Origin of the sequence: Rheinheimera baltica DSM 14885 (assembly GCF_000425345.1) — a bacterium.
Lineage (GTDB): Bacteria > Pseudomonadota > Gammaproteobacteria > Enterobacterales > Alteromonadaceae > Alishewanella > Alishewanella baltica.
Genome location: NZ_AUDG01000041.1, coordinates 1 through 20,177, shown reverse-complemented (window position 1 = coordinate 20,177; position 20,177 = coordinate 1). Strand labels below are relative to the sequence as shown.

13 protein-coding genes are annotated in these 20,177 nt (G+C 43.2%); 9 read left to right on the top strand and 4 right to left on the bottom strand.

Going from position 1 to position 20,177, the window contains the following annotated elements; translation table 11 throughout:
• Positions 1–14 precede the first annotated feature (14 nt).
• Entirely contained in the window at positions 15–2,219 is a 2,205-nt protein-coding gene (locus H595_RS0113550) for an SEL1-like repeat protein (RefSeq protein ID WP_027671694.1), read from the top strand.
• 80 nt (positions 2,220–2,299) lie between these two features.
• Here H595_RS0113550 and H595_RS0113545 read toward each other — a convergent pair whose 3' ends face one another.
• Entirely contained in the window at positions 2,300–4,618 is a 2,319-nt protein-coding gene (locus tag H595_RS0113545; protein WP_027671693.1) for a S8 family serine peptidase, read from the bottom strand.
• Between the two features lie 379 nt (positions 4,619–4,997).
• On the opposite strand from H595_RS0113545, the gene H595_RS0113540 reads away from it, so the two are divergent.
• The gene (locus H595_RS0113540) at positions 4,998–6,179 is read left to right on the top strand and encodes a BaiN/RdsA family NAD(P)/FAD-dependent oxidoreductase (RefSeq protein ID WP_027671692.1); all 1,182 of its coding nucleotides are present in this window, start codon (positions 4,998–5,000) and stop codon (positions 6,177–6,179) included.
• A gap of 333 nt (positions 6,180–6,512) precedes the next feature.
• Complete coding sequence (locus H595_RS0113535; RefSeq protein ID WP_027671691.1) at positions 6,513–10,571, top strand: NACHT domain-containing protein; 4,059 nt, start codon at positions 6,513–6,515, stop codon at positions 10,569–10,571.
• A 110-nt stretch (positions 10,572–10,681) separates the two neighbouring features.
• Here H595_RS0113535 and H595_RS0113530 read toward each other — a convergent pair whose 3' ends face one another.
• Positions 10,682–11,359, bottom strand: coding sequence for a hypothetical protein (locus H595_RS0113530; protein WP_027671690.1), 678 nt, complete (start codon positions 11,357–11,359; stop codon positions 10,682–10,684).
• 30 nt (positions 11,360–11,389) lie between these two features.
• Complete coding sequence (locus H595_RS0113525) at positions 11,390–11,995, bottom strand: restriction endonuclease subunit S (protein ID WP_027671689.1); 606 nt, start codon at positions 11,993–11,995, stop codon at positions 11,390–11,392.
• A 161-nt stretch (positions 11,996–12,156) separates the two neighbouring features.
• Here H595_RS0113525 and H595_RS23515 point away from each other — a divergent pair, with 161 nt between their 5' ends.
• From H595_RS23515 to H595_RS0113495, 6 genes are all read left to right on the top strand, one after another.
• Positions 12,157–12,963 (top strand): TnsA endonuclease N-terminal domain-containing protein, encoded by an 807-nt coding sequence (locus H595_RS23515; RefSeq protein WP_169338554.1) that lies wholly within the window; start codon positions 12,157–12,159, stop codon positions 12,961–12,963.
• Positions 12,956–15,235: a hypothetical protein gene (locus H595_RS0113515; RefSeq protein WP_027671688.1), complete on the top strand. Its 2,280-nt coding sequence runs from the start codon at positions 12,956–12,958 to the stop codon at positions 15,233–15,235. Before H595_RS23515 ends, H595_RS0113515 begins: the two co-directional genes overlap by 8 nt.
• Positions 15,228–16,697 (top strand): ATP-binding protein, encoded by a 1,470-nt coding sequence (locus H595_RS0113510; RefSeq protein ID WP_027671687.1) that lies wholly within the window; start codon positions 15,228–15,230, stop codon positions 16,695–16,697. Before H595_RS0113515 ends, H595_RS0113510 begins: the two co-directional genes overlap by 8 nt.
• Positions 16,697–17,599, top strand: coding sequence for a TniQ family protein (locus H595_RS0113505; protein ID WP_027671686.1), 903 nt, complete (start codon positions 16,697–16,699; stop codon positions 17,597–17,599). Before H595_RS0113510 ends, H595_RS0113505 begins: the two co-directional genes overlap by 1 nt.
• 2 nt (positions 17,600–17,601) lie before the next feature.
• Entirely contained in the window at positions 17,602–19,203 is a 1,602-nt protein-coding gene (locus H595_RS0113500; RefSeq protein WP_027671685.1) for a TnsD family Tn7-like transposition protein, read from the top strand.
• Between the two features lie 91 nt (positions 19,204–19,294).
• Positions 19,295–19,942, top strand: a complete 648-nt coding sequence (locus tag H595_RS0113495; protein ID WP_027671684.1) for a hypothetical protein — start codon at positions 19,295–19,297, stop codon at positions 19,940–19,942.
• A gap of 25 nt (positions 19,943–19,967) precedes the next feature.
• On the opposite strand, the gene H595_RS22370 is transcribed toward H595_RS0113495, so the two are convergent.
• Positions 19,968–20,177, bottom strand: a 210-nt coding sequence (locus tag H595_RS22370) for an ATP-binding protein (RefSeq protein WP_037053252.1), incomplete at its 5' end; no start/stop codon positions are given.

Here is a 20,177-nt window from a genome sequence, read left to right as displayed (position 1 = left end):
ATGGAGGGGCATCTATGCGGCTAAATAAAATAATAACAAGCTTAATGGTCACCAGCTTTATGTTGGCGGCTGAACCGCAACAACAAATCGCTGATGCAAAGGCAGCATTTCAGCAAGGTGACTATGTTAAGGCGGCTGAAATCTGGCAATCTCTGGCAATGGATGGCAATACTATGGCTCAGTTTGAGCTGGCGAAAATGTATTCGATGGGCCAAGGGGTTGAACAAGACGCTTTGCAAGCAGCTTATTGGTTGGAGCAGGCAGCGTCTAATAGCTCCGATTTCGCCGAATCAGCCAGAGCGAAAAAAGACATTACCGATGAACTTGCGGCGCGCAAAGCGCAGCAGGACACTTCGGTTATTGCACCTGCACCTGCATCAGATGATGTTACGGTACCTTTGGCCGAAGTACCTACTACTGCCATTGCTGCTGCGCCAACGGCTCCGGAACTACAGCCGGCAGTAGAGGTTACCAAGAAAATAACGACGCCTGTTCAGGCGACATCTAATCCAGATGTGATTAAAACGCAAACCGTGAGCAAGCCCAAACAAGCCGAGTTAGCTGTACTGCCTTTGGTAGATGCGAAGTTTGATAGCGGTTTGCGAGAGTTTCAGCGCAAAAATTATGCAGAAGCCTTTAGCCATTGGTATCCGCTGGCTGAATCAGGTATGGCAGATGCTCAATTTAATCTCGCCGCCATGTATGCAAATGGTTATGGTGTGTCTGTTGATGCTATCGCAGCTGCGCAGTGGTTTAGCGCCGCTGCTGAACAAGGCATGGCGCAGGCACAATATCATTTGGCTGTATCACTGGCCAACGGTATCGGGTTGGCGCAGGATGACGCGTTGTCGGTATTTTGGTATCGCCAAGCGGCAGAACAACAGCATGTATTAGCAATGTATAATCTAGGCTTTATGTATGGCAGCGGGCGCGGTGTGCCAAAGGACGATACTAGTGCATTAATGTGGTACGAACGTGCGGCTGCGCAGGGTGATATTGATGCGCAATACATCGTTGCTGAACGTTACAGTGTGGGTCGTGGTGCGCCGGTTAATATTACAAAAGCCATCGATTGGTATCAAAAAGCATTGGAACAGGGGCATATTCGTTCAGGGTATCAATTGGGGCAATATCACTTGCAGGGTATAGGCTTTAGTCAGAATGATAACCGTGCATTTGAACTGTTTAGCCGTGCGGCAGCGCAGGGGTTAATAGATGCGCAGCGTGAAGTTGGGATCAGTTATTCGCTTGGCCGTGGCACACGAGGAAACGACGCTAAAGCGGTTGAGTTCCTTGAGCTGGCTTGTGGTGAACAAGATCAATCTGCTTGCTATTACCTCGCTATTCACCTTAGCGAAGGTCGTGGAATACGGACAGACGCCCGTCGGGCTGCTGAGCTGTTAAAACTTGCAGCAACGGCGGGCAATAGGGATGCGCAGTTCCGTTTAGGCAACTTACTAAGTCAGGATGAAACCGCCAGTGCAAGTGAGGCGCACAAGTGGTTAAAGCTTTCCGCCGAACAGGGCAATGCTGATGCACAGTATCTTGTAGCGTTACAGTTAGCTAACGGCACAGGCGTGAAGCAAGATGATGCAGAGGCCGTTAAATGGTATCAGCGAGCTGCAGATCAAGGCGTATTGTTTGCGCAATATAATTTGGGTTTTATGTATGGTGCGGGCCGTGGTGTAGCGCAAGATAATGAAAAAGCGTTGTATTGGTACAGTAAGGTAGCAGAGCAAGGTGATGCCGATGCCCAGTTTAATTTGGGTTCGCGTTATGAAACAGGACGCGGTGTCAGGCAGGATGATAAACAAGCCGTATATTGGTATCAGAAAGCAGTTGCTCAAGGCCATCAGCGTGCCGTGGCAAATTTAGGCTACATGTATGAAAAAGGCTATGGTGTAAGTTTAGATGAGCGCAAAGCTTTTGAGCTATATCAGCAGTCGTTAGACGCTAAGGTACCGCGTGCGTTAACTGCATTGGGTTTGTTTTATAAAAATGGCCGGCAGGTAAAAGTTGACGATAAAAAGGCAGTTGAATTGTTTGCTATGGCGGCTGAACAAGGTTATGCCAATGCTCAGTACAACTTAGGTTGGATGTATGAATACGGTCGTGGCGTGAGTAAAGATTTGGTAAAAGCCCGTGACTTGTATCAGAAAGCTGCTGATCAAAGCGAGCCGTTAGCGCAGGCTCAGTTAAGCCGGTTATTAAACCCATAAACCGTTATAACTAAAGCCATAAAGAGTAAAAACAAAAAAGGCCAGCTGTGATGCTGGCCTTTTGCATTAGAGAATCTTAATTACGGTTTGTATTCGGTTACCAGGGTTAGGCCACTGAACGTACTGTAGGCGCGTAGGCTGATATGCCATACAGCAGCTTGTGGATTATTAATCGCACAGCTTTCAGTATTGCCGTTTTTATATGGACGACAATCATAGGTGGTTGTGGTTGGCTGGGCGCCACGACGAACATATAAGTCTGCATCACCTGAACCACCTGAAGCATTTACCGTTAAGCTGCTCATGCCAGCAGGCACGGTAACAGTGTAGTGTAGCCAGTTGCCCTTAGTCGCTGTCAGGTTGTTTAGTGTGCTACTACCACCTGTACTGCCACCTGAACCTGAGCCAGCTGTGTAATCTGCCACTAACGATACGCCAGAATATGCACTGTAACCGTTAATCATTACATGATATGTACCGGCTTGAGGTGCGGCAAAACTGCAGCTCTCAGCATTACCGCCTTTGTATGGACGACAATCGTAGCTTGAGCTTGTTGGCGCACTACCAAACTTAACGAAGATATCCGCATCACCTGAACCACCAGACATAGTAAATGTCAGGTTGGTTGCACCGGCAGGAACAACGAAGGTATAAAACGTATTGCTTCCTGCTGCACCGCTCAGGCTTGTTTGCGCAACGCCTTTTTGCAGCTCATTGCCCGTTGGTGGTTGTGGCTCTTCGCCGCCGCCGTTGCCATTCCCGTCACATCCGTTCTGTGCAATATAGTCAAAGGCAGTCTTGGTGCGAACTAAACCAAAGCCGTAAGAGTTGTCACGACCTGCTGTGCCTAAATCTTCGGCTGTCAGTGCCAGCACATTACGAATTTGTGCATTGGTACACTGCGGGTAATGGCTCCACAACAGTGCTGCAACACCCGCTACATGCGGCGATGCCATTGAAGTACCACTCATTAAGCCATAGTTGCTGGCACCTGAGCTAACATTAGCTGTTTGGTTAAGTTTGCCCATAAGTGCCTGGCCAACCGCTTGAGTAACAGCAAGTGCTGGAATGGTAGTACCTGGGTTGTCACCCAGAGTGCCGCCAAAATCGCCAGTAGTGTTGTTATAAATAATTGCGGCTAAACCACCGCCATCTTCACAAGATTGTACTTTTTGCACAAAGCTAACGTTGCCACGTTCAATTAAACAAATTTTATTGCTAACTGTCGTACACGTTGTTTCACCTAAACCACAACTGGCCAGTGCTGCAGTAGCAGAGCCATCAGACGAATTAGTCATTGGGCTACTTTCGTAGCTGGTGCTGCCTACGCTTAATAGTGCTTCTAAGCCTGTGCCTTCAGGGTAGGTAGAGCGAATGTCTACACCCGGGCCGGCCAGTTCTACTTGTACGTTACGCTGTGAAAAGTCAGCCAGTTGCTTGTTTTTATCAATTGCGGCAACAGAAACAACAGCATCATAAGAAGCTGGGTAAGAAAGTGTGGTATTGCCATCGTTGCCCGCAGCGGCGATCAGTAATACGCCTGCATCAAAAGCGGCTTGCATAGCGTTACCTTCAGTCGTGCTTGCACCACCGCCACCCAAGCTCATGTTAATTACCGTAGCACCATTGGTTACACAGGTATTTACGGCATTGGCCAACGTGGAGGTATACCCCCAGCCTTCGGCGTTAAACACTTTAACAATGTGCAGTTTTAGGTTGCCGTTTGGCAGTACGCCAAGCATGCCTGTGCTGTTGTTTAATGCGGCAATAGTTCCTGCTACGTGCGTGCCGTGTGGGCCACCATTGTCGTACCAGTTACCGGTGCCTGAATTGTTAGTGCCGGTAATATTGCCAGTTAAGAAATCTTCATGTGGCAAATCTAAACCAGAGTCGATAATGCACACTTTCTGGTTTGAAGCGAACTGGTCACTTACCTGATTCGCTTGAACCATGGTGTAACCGAATGGGATCTGCTGTGCCATTGGGAAGCGTTTGTAATCTTCTTCAACAAACTCAACATCACTTGCATTTTGCAATTCGGCTAATTCAGCAGCAGATAATTCCACTGCAATTGAAGATTGTGCAGCTAATACTTCTTTTACCTTGGCACCACGTAATTCCAACCGTTGTTTGCGTTGTTGCAAATTGTGGTTGCGTCGTTCAACGGCATTAAGGCTAAACGCGCCAGGGCCGGCAAAATCCAGCTGTTGCTGCTTATATTTTACGATATAACGTTTAGATTCATTTTTTTCTACAGGCAGCAACTTTGCCGCTACCGGGCTGAGATACTGGCTTGCTTCATCAACGGTGATTTGCGCATTGGTATGGGTAGCAACCAATAGCGTGGCTGGTAAGCAAAGCAGTGCCAGCTTGGTTAGTGTGAACTGAGGCTTTCTCATTAATTTCTCTTATTATGTAGTTATTTATTGTTATGTGTTTCCTGGACGACGACGGCATATTGCAACCATGCAACAACATCTACTTCTGTTTTATCTAATATGTAATTAAGTGTAAATACACGAAACAGTGACAATTGTTGCAATTTTTCATTTTGCTTAACGACGTTTCAAAAAAAGGTCTTTGTTAAAACGCCGGTTAAAAAATAAACTGAGCAAAACCAGCCCCTTTGGCGACGTTTTCAATTATGTGTAAGTTTCTCCTTTATGCTTAAATGCTATAAGTTATAACTGAACTGATTGAAGCTGGTGGCACGATTGCAACCAGGCAAAGAGTAAACGACAATAGCGCCTATATTAGAGTTCAAGATAGGCCGATGTAATGCAAGCGTGGGACGTTATAGTAATTGGAGCCGGTGCCGCTGGCCTGATGTGTGCGATTGAGGCCGGTAAACGTGGCCGTAACGTACTGGTTCTGGATAATGGCAAGCGCGTAGGGCGTAAAATTTTGATGTCGGGTGGCGGGCGTTGTAATTTTACCAATATGTATGCCGGACCCGAGAATTTCCTCTCGCAAAATAAGCATTTTTGTAAATCGGCATTAAGCCGTTATACCCAGTGGGATTTTATCGGCTTGGTGCAGCAGCATGGCATTGCTTTTCATGAAAAAACGCTGGGTCAGCTGTTTTGTGATGACAGCGCTAAAGACATTGTAGAAATGCTGCTCAGAGAAGCTAAAGCGGCCAATGTGCAAATTGCATTGCAGCAAAGTATTACCGGCGTGAGTTTTGCTGATGGCCAATATACCGTTACCACGGCAGAGCTAAACCGGCAGTGCCAAAGTCTTATTGTCGCCAGCGGCGGTTTAAGCTTGCCTAATTTAGGTGCCACGGCATTTGGCTTCCAGTTAGCCGAGCAATTTGGGTTAAAAGTGTTACCGCTGCGAGCCGCTTTAGTACCCTTAACGTGGCAACCTAGTGATAAAGCTGTATTTGAAGAAATCAGTGGTGTCGCCTTGCCGGTTACTGCACAAGCCAACGACACACTATTTCCGGAAGACATGCTGTTTACCCACCGTGGGCTAAGCGGGCCGGCTATTTTGCAAATATCCAGCTACTGGCAGCCGGGCGATGAAGTGATAGTCAATATGTCACCGCAAACCGATTTAGCGGCGTTTTTAGCTGAACAGCAGCAAGCCCATCCAGAACAAGAAGTTAAAACCGCCCTGGCTAAATTACTGCCTAAACGGCTGGTAGAAAAACTAATTGAACTACAAGTGTTTACTAACCAACCGCTAAAAGCATTAAACCCGAAAACCACGAAACAGATTGCTGACAGCCTGCATGGTTACATTTTTAAGCCCAACGGTACTGAGGGCTACCGCACCGCAGAAGTGACTATTGGTGGCGTGGATACCGACTATTTATCGTCAAAAACCATGGAAGCTAAACAGCAACCCGGCTTGTACTTTATTGGTGAAGTGGTCGATGTTACCGGTTGGCTGGGAGGCTACAACTTTCAGTGGGCCTGGGCCAGTGGCTGGGTCGCCGGGCAATATTGCTAACTGTTTTTTTTGATTGTAAACGGATAATATTTGAATTGATTGGATAATTTTAAGGTTAAATGGAAAATTTTAATAATTGTCCAAAGGAGGCCATGGTCAATTTTTAGCTAATTTATTAAGCCTCTTAGTCAATTTAGTTAGTTCTAAATTGGTTTTTGATGGAGGTTTTAACGACACAGCTTGTGCTCTATATTGTGGATCGCATTTCAAAGAGGAAACATCTTTGAAATACAAAATGTTGAGAATGTCTATTTGGAGACATTGCTTAAAACCTCTGTTACATTCCCTAAATAACTACTCTAACTTGTCTATCGCTTGAAAAAGATTGCAACTATGTACTCGAATTTTTATCTACAACGTAGGCTTTCGAGTAACGAAAAAACATTCTCAGAGAAAGAGTTACTAGAAGAATCGACTTTAGTCGTTGTTCTGGCTGAACCGGGTGCTGGTAAAACAGAACTTCTGCATAGCCTTTCAAATCAACTAGGCACATCAGCAATAACAGCAACAAAGTTTGTTCATATTGGTTTTGAGCAAGAAGGAAAACCAATAGTAATTGATGGATTTGATGAATTAGCGAAGATTAATGAAAGTGGAATTCATCAGCTTTTGGCTCAAGTGGTAAAAGCTAAACCTACTTGTGTAATTATCTCGAGTAGGTCCAGCGAGTGGGATAATTCAGATACAATTACAGTAAAAGATTATCTTCGTAGTGAACCTCTCATCGTTAGACTTTGTGAATTTGATGAGTCGGAACAATGTGCGATCTTCAAGCATCACGCACCGGGCGAGGATTTCGCTAAATTCCACTCAGAAGTGTCCAGATTTTCTTTAGAGCCGCTGTTGCCTAATCCGCAATTCCTGAGAATGTTTATCGATGCGTATCTCGAAAGTGGCAGAAAGTTTTCTGATAAACGCTCAATTTTTAAACTTGCTATAGAGCGCCTAACAAGAGAAGTCAAACCAACATCTTCCAAAATTGGCAATCCTCTCTCCGTAACTCAAAAAGTTAAGATCGCTTCAGAGGTTTTTGCCAAGCTGTTATTGTCTGGTGCTGAAGGGATAAGCGTTAATGAGTGTTCGGAAACCAGAATTTATCCTTTGTTTTCGTCACTGCTAAATAGTGACTCCGACATTTCCAGTGTTCTTGCTACACGACTTTTCAAGCCCGGAGATACAGTTGACCAACACCGACCAGTGCATAAAATCGTAGCTGAGTATTGTTCTGCAGACTTTCTTGTTAAGCGAATAGTTGATCCTGCGGATAATTTGACGTTGGCCGAATGTCTGTCAGTTATTGCACCCAATTCTATAGTGAGAGATGAACTTCGAGGATTACTTGGGTGGATGGCTGCTTTAGGTAACAAAACAATTCAACAAACTTTAATCCGGCTTGACCCATACGCAATTCTTGCTAACGGAGATCCATCACAATTAGAGCCAAGTTCAAAGCAACTTCTTCTAGCAAATCTTCAAGAAGTTGAGAAGAAGGACCCGTATTTTCGTCGAGGAGATTTTTGGCGCAGATTTAGTATTGCTGGTTTTTTTACGAAGGATATTGTTCAAGACCTTAAGATATTGCTTAAGAACAGTAGTGATGGACATTTACGTGATTTAGTTCTTGAATTGATAATTGACTCTGCTGTTTGTTCCTTATTGACCGGAGAATTGCAACAAATCGCTTTAGGCGCTCAAGAAGACAGGTATACGCGTCTACTAGCTGGTAAATGTTTAGCTTATTGCCCTGAATACGATTTAAGACCGGATTTTGCTGCCTTACTATCTGAAGCAACTTCAGCATCACTTGAAGTAGCTGCTAAATGGATTGAGTTGGTCGGTAAAGATGTGTTTGATTTGAGCAGCCACGAAAAGTTTTTTCGTACATGCGTAAATTTATTCCCTAGTGATAAACAAGCGCTAAGTAGAGTTATAAGAGATCGATTTTTCATCAAACGGGTTATCCAAAAGTTAGATAAAGATTCAGTTGAATGGCTGCTAGATGCTCTAACACTGGATCTAATATGTGGCTGCGGTCTTGAGCGATATGAATGTGAGTGCTTAAGTGGTGTCAGCAAGGTTGTTGGCTCATTGTTGGATCATTATTTTGATATTTCGTCTCCTCCTTTTGATCACTTACGTGTTTGGCGCTGGATACAGAATTTAAACTTCCATGGCACCAGAGGCCCTACCGATAGTAAATCTGTTCAAGTATTGTATGAGGATCGGTCTTTACGGGAGGGCATTATAGCTCATGTTTTTGGGGGGCTAAAAGATCATACTGAGATCCACGAAGCTCATAAACATAAGTTTGGTAACCCATTTCATATGCATTCTGCCCTGTACTTTGTAAAACAGGACTTAAGGTTTTTGGTCGATTTCGCATTTGATTCAGACAATCCCCGTCTATGGGAGTACTTTATTGCAAGACATTATAGGCATCAACATTCAATAGAGAGAGTCCCAAATGAGTTGCGACGCCACATGCGAGAGCAAGCACTACAAAAACCAATGTTCATGCAAATATGGGCGAAGTTTAATAGAGCGGTTGCACAGTCTGATTTAGAACAGTACAGACGTTGGGATGCCAAACATAAAAGGAATGTAAAGCGAGCCCAAAAGCGTGAAAAAGACATTTATAGCCAGAACATACAATATATAAATGAGCATCGTGAACTTGTAGAGAGTGGCAAGCACTGGCAGCTGTTAGTCAATTTTGCTTATGCCGCACTTACAAGACCTGAAAATATTCCTACCGAGTTTGGCAGCGAAACAATTGTCAGAAATGCACTGAAGAATTGTCTCGAATTCATTGAGCCGCATGTGCCAGATTTAGGGAAACTTGCTGAGCTACGATGTTGTTCGAAAGGATTGCACGTCGAGATAATTCTTTATGCGTCGTGCATAGAAATTATGCGTGAATATGGAAATTTAGAGGGGGTAAAGCCTGCGCTACTAGTCGCTTTGAAAACGACTTTTAATACTAGGTACGATGCTGTCGATGCAGTTGAACACAATTGGCTTCAAGCTGAGGTTAATCGCTTGCTTTTCCCTGAGCAAGAAAAGGCAGAGCAATTTCTACGTCATTATGTTGAACCACAATTGGCAAATAGTGAGTGCAAACACCCTCGGGTCGAATTACTACAATATGATGATGCATTCAGTTCCCTAAAAAGTGAGCTATCTATTGAGTGGCTCGAGCGTTTTCAGGAGCTTGAATATCACGCAATGGATACGCTTTTTGAACTAGCTGCGCGGTTTGGAGAACGTGAGAGGCTTAATCGACTTATATTGACTCGTAGCTCTGATATGTTAACAAACTGGCCAGCTCCTAAGGATGATGAAAAATTTGAGCAAAGGCGAAAATTTTGGTTTGTTCGAGCATTTTATTTCCTAAGCAAAGAAGTTGCATGTCCTTTTTTTGACTGGCTTAAGCCTGATCGGAATTCGGTATTACTCTTTGAACACCGCTCAGGAAGAATGAATCGAGAAGAACATGATCCTTGGCCTTGGTTATCTGCATTGAAGATTGAGTTGATCATGAATGCATTCTTTGACAAGTGGCCAAAAGTAGACCTTCCTAGTCATTGGGGATCAGGTAGCCCAGTTGGAGAAACGGCCTATCGATTTCTTACTGAAATCGTTTGGACTATCAGCCATGACTCACCTGATGAAGCAATTCCCGTACTAAATCGAATGATAGAGAATCAGGGATTTACTGATATTCATCTCACACTGAAAAGCATAAAAGCAGATCAACTGCGGAAAAAAGCGCTGAGAGATTTTGAACCGCCAATACCACAACAAATTGTAGATTTATTAGACAATAACGAGATCGTCACCGTCGAAGGCTTAAGAGCATCTATTTTTCAAGAATTGAAGGACTATCAAAAGGACTTACATGGCGGTGAATTTAACACTGCTAAACAGTTTTATAAGGAAGACACTAACGGACAATTCACCCATAAAGGTGAAGTAGATTGTGTTGAGATTATTGCTGAAAGGCTTAGCTTGGTATTACAGCCGAAAAGTATAACTGTTACGGCCGAACATCAGACTAAAAATCAAAATAGGATTGATATAACAGCTGCAAAAGTGATTACTGGCAAGAGGCGCTTGCTTGTCATTGAGGCAAAAGGGCAATGGCATAAAGAATTGTATTCCGCAGGTTCAGAGCAATTGTATAACCGTTATTCAATTCATCCTGATGCAGAGCAGCAAGGGATATACCTTGTTATTTGGTTTGGGGCTCATTTGGCAATAGCAGGAAGGAAAAGACATGGGATTAAAAGTCCAATTGAGCTCCAAAAGAGTATAGAGAGCAATCTACCGTCAGAACTGATGGGATTGATTGATATCTTTGTACTGGATGTTTCACTTTCTAATGGTAACTAACTGAACTTTACGTTTGGTATTTCATACCTGATCCTGCCGTTCAGACGAATAGACTTAGAGTTAGTCTGACAGGCAGCTATGAGCGAATAGCGGGAATAATTAAGATTATACTAGACAAATACGCTTAACACAGCCGAATAAGCTATAAGAAACAATGACCATAGTTGACGCGTGTATCCACCAACATGGATCTTTGTTACTGTTTTCATAACTTGGTTTTTAGAATCGTCTATGGCCGAATAGACCTTTTTAAGATCTGATTCTATTTTTCTCTCCAAATCTTTCCGTTCACCACTCTCTTTGGCTATGCGTGATTCAACTTCAATTATTCTTCTTTGAAGATATTCAAGTTGCTCATCTACAGTTTTCATTTTCTGATATGCTGAACTGGCTACTACACCACCAGAATATGAGGATGCTGATGCAGAACTACTTACATGCTGACCTCTAATAAAAAACAAAGACCACCATGCTTTTATTTTACTTATGAAATAGTTTGTTAACTTAGCCCCGGTAAGAGTCTGCATACGCTCATCTAAATCCCACAGGAGCAAGCCAATACCTAAAAACTGAGTTATAGCGATAAGCACTTTAAATAGTTGATTAGAGGTTTCAGTAGTAGGACAGAAAGCATCAATCATCACCCAGCAAAATTTGAAGTAATTAAACACATAGTAAGTGGCTATGCTTATTGATATAGCGAAAAAAATATGTGTAGGTCCACGCAACAGGTCGCGGCGTCTTGCAATTAATATTTTAAGCGGTGCTCTTTTAACAATATCGTTCACAGAGTTTAAATTCCCTTTTAAATGGTTGAACTAGTTGAAGCTGTTTTCCTGTAAAGCATCTTCATCGCTAATGCGGAGAAACATGCTATTCAAATGGTCTTCTAATTTAGCGATAGCTGTCTGGTGATCTGAAATTTCCTTTGACATAAATTTGGCAAATTCAGCCATTGATATTTGCTGTTCTAAAGGCACTGTAGGCACTTCCAGTTGTGAGAGCACTGTCTTGCTCATTGTATTCTGATGCTGGCCACTGCTGTTATCTAGCAGCCACTGCTGAGAAATTTCACTATTTAGGAAGTGCTGTAGAAACTCCGGATGTACTGTGTTTGTGTCTTTAACCCGAATGATAAAAAAGTGCTGGTTTACGATTGTAGGAAAGGGAATATCTCCAAGTAAGATTGCCGTTTTCTGCATGCCCTTTGCTATGACGAGGATGTCGTTTTTCTTAAGCTCCTGACTGGTCACTTTTCTGTCAAAGAGGGATTTGCTCAGTTGCCCCCAAGCTATCCCACTGGCATGAGGGTTTTTGAAAACATCACGTATCTGTACTACCGCATGTGTCCAGTCATCAAACTCTTTAACGCCGTGTTTGAACGTACGTCCTGAAATAATTTCTGCTACTTGCTGTAGTTCCATACAAACGCTCTATTCCCAAAACCCATAAAGATTACCACAACCTACTGCATAAGTGACTGTTCAACCTGAATGAAAAAAACAGCAAAAAAATTGATCATTTCACAATGCCCACTATAGTAGTGGGTATTTGATGTGTAAAGGTTGTAGAGGTTTATATGGGAATGGGTAAAACACGTGTGCGCACGAGTGCAAAACTGCAGCGAAAATGGATATCTGACTTTTCAGAAAAGGAAGAAAGAGGGGAATACGAACCTTTTTATCGCACGCAAGACGTTACGTCGTCTGGGTTTAAAGCACGTATTCCTTGTCCCCACAATGCTGGCAGGGTTTATCATCTTCTCTCTCAGAATGAGACAAATACCCTTATTCAGCTTCTGCATGACCCGTTGGTAATAGATATCAAAGAGCAATATCCCGTTACCGATATTGCCAAGTCAAAAGCTTTCGCGAAAGCTCTAGAAATAAAGCATCCCAAGCACGTTTGGAGTGCAACTGACAAAGCAATTACCTTTGATTTTGTCTGTACTTTGGTCGGAGGCAAGAAGCGAGCCGTCAGTGTGAAACCTAAACATTTAGTCGAGCATAAGCGTACTAACGAAAAGCTGATGCTTGAGAAGACGCTTGCTGAAAGTCTTGGCTGGGAATACGAGATAACCACAGATGAGCAAAAAAACTCAGAGGCTGTGCGCAATATTTTTCGGATACTGCGTGGGGCGAATTTACCTATTGAGCTGGTGAACGAGTATACCGACTTCAAAGATCACTTTGTGAGGTTGCTATCCAAGCGCACTTACCATCCGCTACGCAATATAGTTCATGAAGTGGCTAGCATTAAAGGTATCGACTTCATCGATTCATTTACCCTGATGCAGCATGGATTTTGGATTCACGATATTTATTCAGATCCCGAAGTAGCACTTTTACCTGAGCATTCACCTTACTATTTAGGATTAAAGGTTAATGCTTAATTACGAAACGCTTTTATCGCCTAGCCCACTTTGTAATACGCCACTGATTTCTGAAGTCATGGTAGTTGCCGCTATTTTTTTCGAGAGAAATCGTATTTGGCTACTGCCATATATCACTGAAGGTGAACATAAAACCAAATTCCCAGACCGTAAACCTGTTGAATTTGACTTAGCTGATATTGTGGCAGCTATTGATAGTGGTGATCTAAAAACCAGCATACTGGATCTGCCCGAGTATAAGAAGCAACCTGATGAGCACGCAATTGGCAGGGATGGTGAGCCGCTACCATGCATAAAAGAGCGTGATCGCCGTTTTGCGATTGTTGTGGCTGCGATGACGGATGAAGACGAACTGTTTTATTCAGGTCATGGTGAAAGTGTTGTTGCTCGTGTGGCTCAAGCGTTTAGTTCAACCCCCAGAAATGTACAGCGATATTTAAACGAATATTTTCGCGGAGGCAGGTTAAAAAATGCACTCATAACTAAAAGAGGGCGACATGAGCGCAAGCTTTTTGCTGCCCGCAAAAAAGTTGGTAAACCGCGAAACACCAGCTCATTGGGTTATGTCGGTAAGAACGTTGAACAAGTCGATGTCGATAAAATGAGTGTAGTACTAAAAAAGTACTACCTGAACAGTCAAAAAATCTCATTGGCAGCTGTTTATGAAAAACTTCTGGAAGAACAATATGCTGCAGAAAAACAAAAAATATACCCTGATGGTAGTACAAGCACCCCAAAACTTTTGTCCGTAAATGAACGAATATCTCTGAATCAATTTTATGATTGGATGCCGGTTGCGCTTGGGTTGAGGAGGGAAAACATTTCAGCCAAACGGCGGCCAGCCGCTAAACATAAGTCCGACAACCAAGGTAGAACGGGTGATGGGAATTACATTGCACTCGGTCCGGGACATATATTTCAGTTGGATTCAACCGAAGTGGACATCAAGGTCGTATCGCCCTATGACCGCAGGGTAGTTCTTAGCAAGATTACGATTTACTCGGTCCGGGATGTTTATACCCGTGCATTTGTTGGAATTCATGTAGCAAGTGGAAAAGCTAGCTGGTATGAAGCGCGGATTGCTCTATTCAACACTTTCAGAAATAAAAAACAGGTAGCACAAGAGTGTGGCTTAATCATTGACGAAGATGACTGGATAGAATCCGGCATTCCGTCGCAGTTGTTAGTAGATAACGAAGAGTTCGCCAATAAAATTAGTGGCTCTGTAGGCAAAGACTTAAGTCTGATTGTTATCTTTGGACGAGCCTACTCGGGCGATGACAAAGGGTTAGTTGAATCAAGTTTCGCCATGTTTCATGCCATGATGAAGAATGAGCAACTACCGGGATTTGAATATAAAGAACTAATTGGGCGCAACAGACAACTTCCCCATAAAACTGCCGCGCTAACGCCACGCGAACTACAGCAAATTCTCTTTATTTATGCCATTTACCATAACCAAATTGTCTGGAAGGACAACTACCCAATGGAGCAGCAAGCATCACAGGATGGTGTTAAAGACGTATGCCGTGACTATTGGCTATGGGGGCTTAAAAATCGCGGCTTTTTTCTTAGAAATGTAAACATGAAAACTTTATACCTCAGTCTTTTAGAGGTAGGAGAGCTAACAGTTCATCGCACCCATCTAATGTTGAAAGGAAAACATCTCAAATATTGCTGTGAAGATGTTCGTATCGAAGGTTTACAAAATCGCAGAGAGGGCCGTGCAAAAAAGCCCGTACTGTCATGTCGATATTTAAGATCCACAGTAAACAAAATTCTTATCGAGCTAAATGGTAAGTTTGTTGTTGGTCATTTAGCCTCTGAGCAGATGCGCTACAAAGATATGTCTCACAACGAATTTGAATCGGCACGCCTTCGTAACAGTGAGCAAAAGGGTATTCATATTGAAGACAATCGTGAGAAAGCGATTGAATACAGTCGCATTATTAGAAGTATTGGCAAACACGCTTTCGCTCAAAGAGAACAACATTTTATTAAGTTGGATGGCAGCCGCCCCATGGATGCCGCTACTGCGGGTGGATTACTTCGAGAGGAAAGCTATAGCCGGGAAAACAAACTGTTTGATCAGTTCACGTCAGAGCTGGTTGGTCAGAACGTATCTTCAAAAGTAGACAATCCCCCAACAAATCAAACTAAACATGATATCCCGAATAAAGCTTCTGATGAAGCAGAGCCCAGTGCCGACGAAAGCAATCATGACGAGCAATCAATTTTAGATATTATTTTACAGGAGATAGGCCATGGATAACGTGATTCGCTTCGAAGCCCACTATTCTAAGGATGTGCCCAAAGAATATATCGGTAACCCATATATCGAGGCTATGCCCCCGTTGATGAGCCTGAAAGAGTATTTTGAGCTAATTCTGTTTCTACCAAAGTTTGATCCTCAATCGCGAGGTGAAGATAACGTTTATCGTAAGGTTAAGATTGCAGCAGTTTATAAATATGTGGTGCCAAACATCCATTTTTACGATTTATATCAAACGCTTTGGAGGATGCTTTTCACTACTTATTCAGATCGGAATAGCTTTGAAACTAAAAAGGTACAACGCCATTATTCGTTACTTCTACTTAAACAGGCAATGGATGAGTCTTGGACTGGCACAACAGGTGAGAGTCTTTTGGTGGTTGCGCCAAGTGGCTTTGGAAAGACCTTTATAGTCAGGCGAGTATTGCAGTCTCTCCCTCAGGTTATTGACCATACAGAGTACCACGGAAAGCCATTCAAACAGCCACAGGTGCTATGGATCTATTTGAAGATATCTTCTAACGCTAACCGTAAAAGCCTTTGCCAACTGTTTTTGGAAGAGGTCGACAAATGTGTTGGAACTGAATATGCCTCGACGGTGAAACCCACGACTCAACTGGGTGTTTACGAAACGTTATTTCGCACCATCATTGAGACTTACAAAATAGGTTTGTTAGTCATTGACGAGATGAAAAATTTATCAGTGAGTAAAGCTGGAGGTGATCAGGAGTTTTTAAATTTCTTTAGTGAGCTGGCGGAACGTTGGCGTATGGGACTCGTGCTTATAGGAACGCCAGATATCCTCCCAATTCTTAAAGGAACTTTCACTTCAACACGGCGCTTAACTGCTGGCGGAGATAAGCATTTTGAAAGGTATGAGCAGAATGATCCTGTCTGGATAGGATTAGTTAAGACTCTTTGGCCATATCAATATGTGACAACGCCGTGCGAACTTTATGATGACAAGCGTAATATCACAGATAAAGTGCTATTCGACGAGATTTACAAACTAACACAAGGCATACCGTTTGTTTTCACGTTCTTATTTGTACACGCACAGTTCTGGGTCATCGAATCGACAAAAAAACGTGATGATGAAAAGTTAACTATCTCCTCCTTTCGCCACGCTTTCAACAATGCGTCTAAGTTGATCAAAATCGCAGTTGAAGATATTCGCGACAACGGTGGTAAAAACTATCCTGACCTTATGCAAAGGGCTATGGACACTATATCGCCTGCCAAAAAAGAATTCATTTTAAAGTTGGAGTTGTTGCTTGAGAAAAAAACATTGTCGCCTAAGGCGATGAGCGCGTTGCGTAAAGAGATAGGGGAAGCCGAAGAGAAATATATTCTAAATGATGCAGAGCTGGCAATTATCGAAAGGGTTAAGCAAGGCGGCATTCTCGATAATACGTATAACAAATCGAACGTTATTGAAGGCCAGTATGAGGAGGTAGGTTAATGCTGCCTTTTCATTGCCCTATTTTACCCGGTGAGCACCTTCTTGGTTGGGTCAATCGACTGCACCTATTGTTAGGTTACCCAGAGATCGCTGCATCACTGAAACAGTTAGGTATATCAAACACGTCATTTTTGTATTGTCGTTTTAACTCTGCAATTTGTGATGCAATAAGTCTTTATCGACGTGAAGTAAAAAATGACTCCTCTGGGTTTGATAAGCACACCAGCCTGCCGATGTTGTCGATAGGACTGCCTTTTGAGCGTTATGCCGAAATGCGTTTGCATAACCAAGGAGGAATTGCATCTGAATATCGACAGGCTCGCATTGCATGCCAAGCGAATTGGAAGTTTTGCTCGCTGTGCGTAGAGGAGGATTTAGCTTCTATTGGTCACAGTATTTGGCACGTAAAGCATCAATTGTTGGGCATAACACACTGTGTGAAGCACTCAGTACCACTTCAAGAAGACTTTTCCCTATTAAAAGACTTAAGACGTGGTGCGTTACCTCAAATACATAGATTTCCACTTAGCGATAAAGTGAACGAAGAGCTATTGGTTTGGAGTCAGTTTTGTCACGATATGTTGATATTACTAAGCAATGACGCTGGCAAAGGAGCAAAAATTGTCGCTAGGGCAAGAGAGTTTTTAGCGATACCTGAGATTACTAGAGTAAAGGACAACAGCCTGCCAATTTTCGAGATCCTTCAGCGAAGATTTGAGAATGAAATGCCAAATGCAGTTTTATCACATCTTTTTCCGATGGATGTGGAATTCAAATCGCACAAAGTCAGCCCGATTAAAAAGGTCTTCGGATTCGATAAATTCTCACCTGATAGAGTACACCCGATTTACTCTCTTGCCTTGCTGTATTGGTTGAGAAATGACTTAGCGCTGGTAGCTTAAGTATGGGAGGGGTTCATTTTCACTTTCCAGTTCCCAGTGATGAGATCCCATTAAGTACAGTCGGAAGATTTGCATTATTGTCAGGCTATACCGCACCTAATGTGCTGCATCAGGTATATGGTAATGCCAGAAAACGGATTAACCCATATTTACCCGGCTGCATAGGAAGGCTTTCAGAGTTCTTTCAATTAGATCCCCACATGGTAATTATGCATTCGACGCTTTACCCCTTACTGCGCTTTGTTCAGGCTGAATCTGCTTCGACGATTTATCAGGAAATGCTATTCAGTAATGAAGCTAAAGTTCTGGCTCGTACTGCGATTACCCACTCGCGATTCCACGTATTCTATGGCTTAAATTACTGTCCAGCCTGTGTACTTGAAGATATCGAGTCGTATGGTTTCAGCTACTGGCATATACGTCATCAAGTTTCTGGAGTGCAGGCTTGTTACAAGCATCATTGCATGTTGAATGCTTTACCGATGGGGGAAGGGTTTACCGACCGGGTTTTTCTGTACCCGCCGATGAAGGTTGAAACAGTAGCTGAGGCTAATGACACACAAATCCGTTTTGCTACATACGCTGCTAGTTTATTTGATGTGGTTAAAGACCATGAAATTAACTATGCAGATAGTTATCGGTGTTTACTCACTGAAATGGGGCTGACTCATGGTGTACATGGGAAGCTGAAATTCGCAGAAATTATACTTGGCGTGGCCGATTACTGGCAGTCTGTTGAGTATGCCAGTGGCGGTCAGCCGGGTGTGCCTGAGGCATTGAAGGATTTCAGCTTTATAGGCCGCATTTTAAGACAAAAAACACGTGCACCATGTCATCCTATAAAACATCTGTTGTTTGGCTGTTGGCTAACCAACAACGACCCGCTGCGATTATTAATGCATAACGAGAAGGCACTTCCAGCGCCTCACGACGCTTTATGCACAGGCGTTGAGAATGATGGCGAAACAGAAGTTCTATCGTTTTTGAGAGAAGGGCTTAGTTTCAATCGCATCGAGAGAATTACGGGAAAGAGTCGCTGTTGCATCAAACGTATTGCTGAATACTATCAAATCCCACATCGCACTAACTCAATGAGATACTCCGCAGATATCAGAAGAAAAGTTTTAATCAAAGCGTTCTATGGGGAACACAGGAAAGATATTGCCCAAGAGCTCGGGCTGACAGTTGGGTTTGTTGAGCAAGTTATTGCTGCCGAGCCGCTATTGAGTAATTGGCGACAGCATTTACGGATTAGAAAAAACATCTATGCTGCGTACTCGAAATTAAGCGCCCTTGTGAAGGCTAACCCTGAATGGGGAAGAACTCAGCTAAGAAAAAGCGCGCAGGCTGCTTATGCTGTTTTATATAACCATGACAGAGACTTGCTCAATAAGGTGTTACCCCAAGCTGCAAAACCAAAACCTTACGCCAAAAACTGGCAGTCAGAAGACGAAAGGATTTATCGAGCACTAAACGCATTAGACGATATCAGTAGTGACTCGTTATCATCGCTAGACCGAAAAGTTGACGGGCACGGAAACTTGTTGCGTAATCGTACGAAGTTACCTATGACATCGGAACTACTAAGTCGATATCACAAATAATAGCCATAGATAGATAAGGTTATTGTTAAGCCTCAACTGGAATGATACTTATAGGGACATAAAGCGTCCTGATTTTTTAAAGGAGAGTGTTTTGCAGGAGCAATTCATCGCGTTAATCATAGCTGTACTGCCAGCGAGCATCGCATTTTGGGTGAAACTCAGAACTGAATCTCTCGCTGGAAGACGTTTGGTCGTGTCTTATCTATTACAAATTCGCCATGCCATTATCTGTTCAACATTAACTAGTGAGAAATTACTAACGGGTTTTGACGATGTTTTTGAGCGTTTATGCACAAAGCACGGACTTGATTCTCAAGAGCATGTGGGCACGATCCAAAAACTAAGATCTATCGTTGCAAGTATGTACGAGCAGACTGTGCAGACTCTATTACCAGATCTCGGCAACGAGTTTTGGGCCGATTTTGAGCAAGCTTTAAAAGCTCTCCGCAAGGAAGAGCCTCTTCTCGCATTTCAATTCGTTGGTTGGGAAAAAGACCTTGCGTTTCTCAAGATTAATCAAAGCTATGCTACACAATTCACTGAAATGGACGAGATACGGAATGTCGAATTCGTTAAAGATATTTTAGATCAGCATCTAAACCAAGATCACGGCACACACTACGCTGAAATAACGAGTCAGCTTGACGTTTTATTAAGAGCCGTTGCGTATTTCGGTTTGTCCGGCCACCTGTTCCGGTTTCATCCGGCCAGGCATTTCGGTGTGATCCGGCCAGCATGATCTGACCTTCGTTTATCCTCTCTTTTTACCCGACTTCCTCACCCTGAACCAGTGTTTTTTTACGTTGTGACTCACCTGTTAATTCCAGCCGATGAGCGTTGTGGATCACCCTGTCTAACAGCGCATCTGCAACGGTCGGGTTATCCATTAGGCCATACCACTCTGAGACCGGTAATTGACTGACGATGATTGTGCTGCGTTGCTCGTAGCGATCTTCAATCACGTCCAGTAAATC

Bases quoted from the DNA above. Each gene is read 5' to 3' on its own strand.
- H595_RS0113550 (WP_027671694.1), top strand. From the start codon at position 15: ATGCGGCTAAATAAAATAATAACAAGCTTAATGGTCACCAGCTTTATG.
- H595_RS0113545 (WP_027671693.1), bottom strand. From the start codon at position 4,618: ATGAGAAAGCCTCAGTTCACACTAACCAAGCTGGCACTGCTTTGCTTA.
- H595_RS0113540 (WP_027671692.1), top strand. From the start codon at position 4,998: ATGCAAGCGTGGGACGTTATAGTAATTGGAGCCGGTGCCGCTGGCCTG.
- H595_RS0113535 (WP_027671691.1), top strand. From the start codon at position 6,513: ATGTACTCGAATTTTTATCTACAACGTAGGCTTTCGAGTAACGAAAAA.
- H595_RS0113525 (WP_027671689.1), bottom strand. From the start codon at position 11,995: ATGGAACTACAGCAAGTAGCAGAAATTATTTCAGGACGTACGTTCAAA.
- H595_RS23515 (WP_169338554.1), top strand. From the start codon at position 12,157: ATGGGTAAAACACGTGTGCGCACGAGTGCAAAACTGCAGCGAAAATGG.
- H595_RS0113515 (WP_027671688.1), top strand. From the start codon at position 12,956: ATGCTTAATTACGAAACGCTTTTATCGCCTAGCCCACTTTGTAATACG.
- H595_RS0113510 (WP_027671687.1), top strand. From the start codon at position 15,228: ATGGATAACGTGATTCGCTTCGAAGCCCACTATTCTAAGGATGTGCCC.
- H595_RS0113505 (WP_027671686.1), top strand. From the start codon at position 16,697: ATGCTGCCTTTTCATTGCCCTATTTTACCCGGTGAGCACCTTCTTGGT.
- H595_RS0113500 (WP_027671685.1), top strand. From the start codon at position 17,602: ATGGGAGGGGTTCATTTTCACTTTCCAGTTCCCAGTGATGAGATCCCA.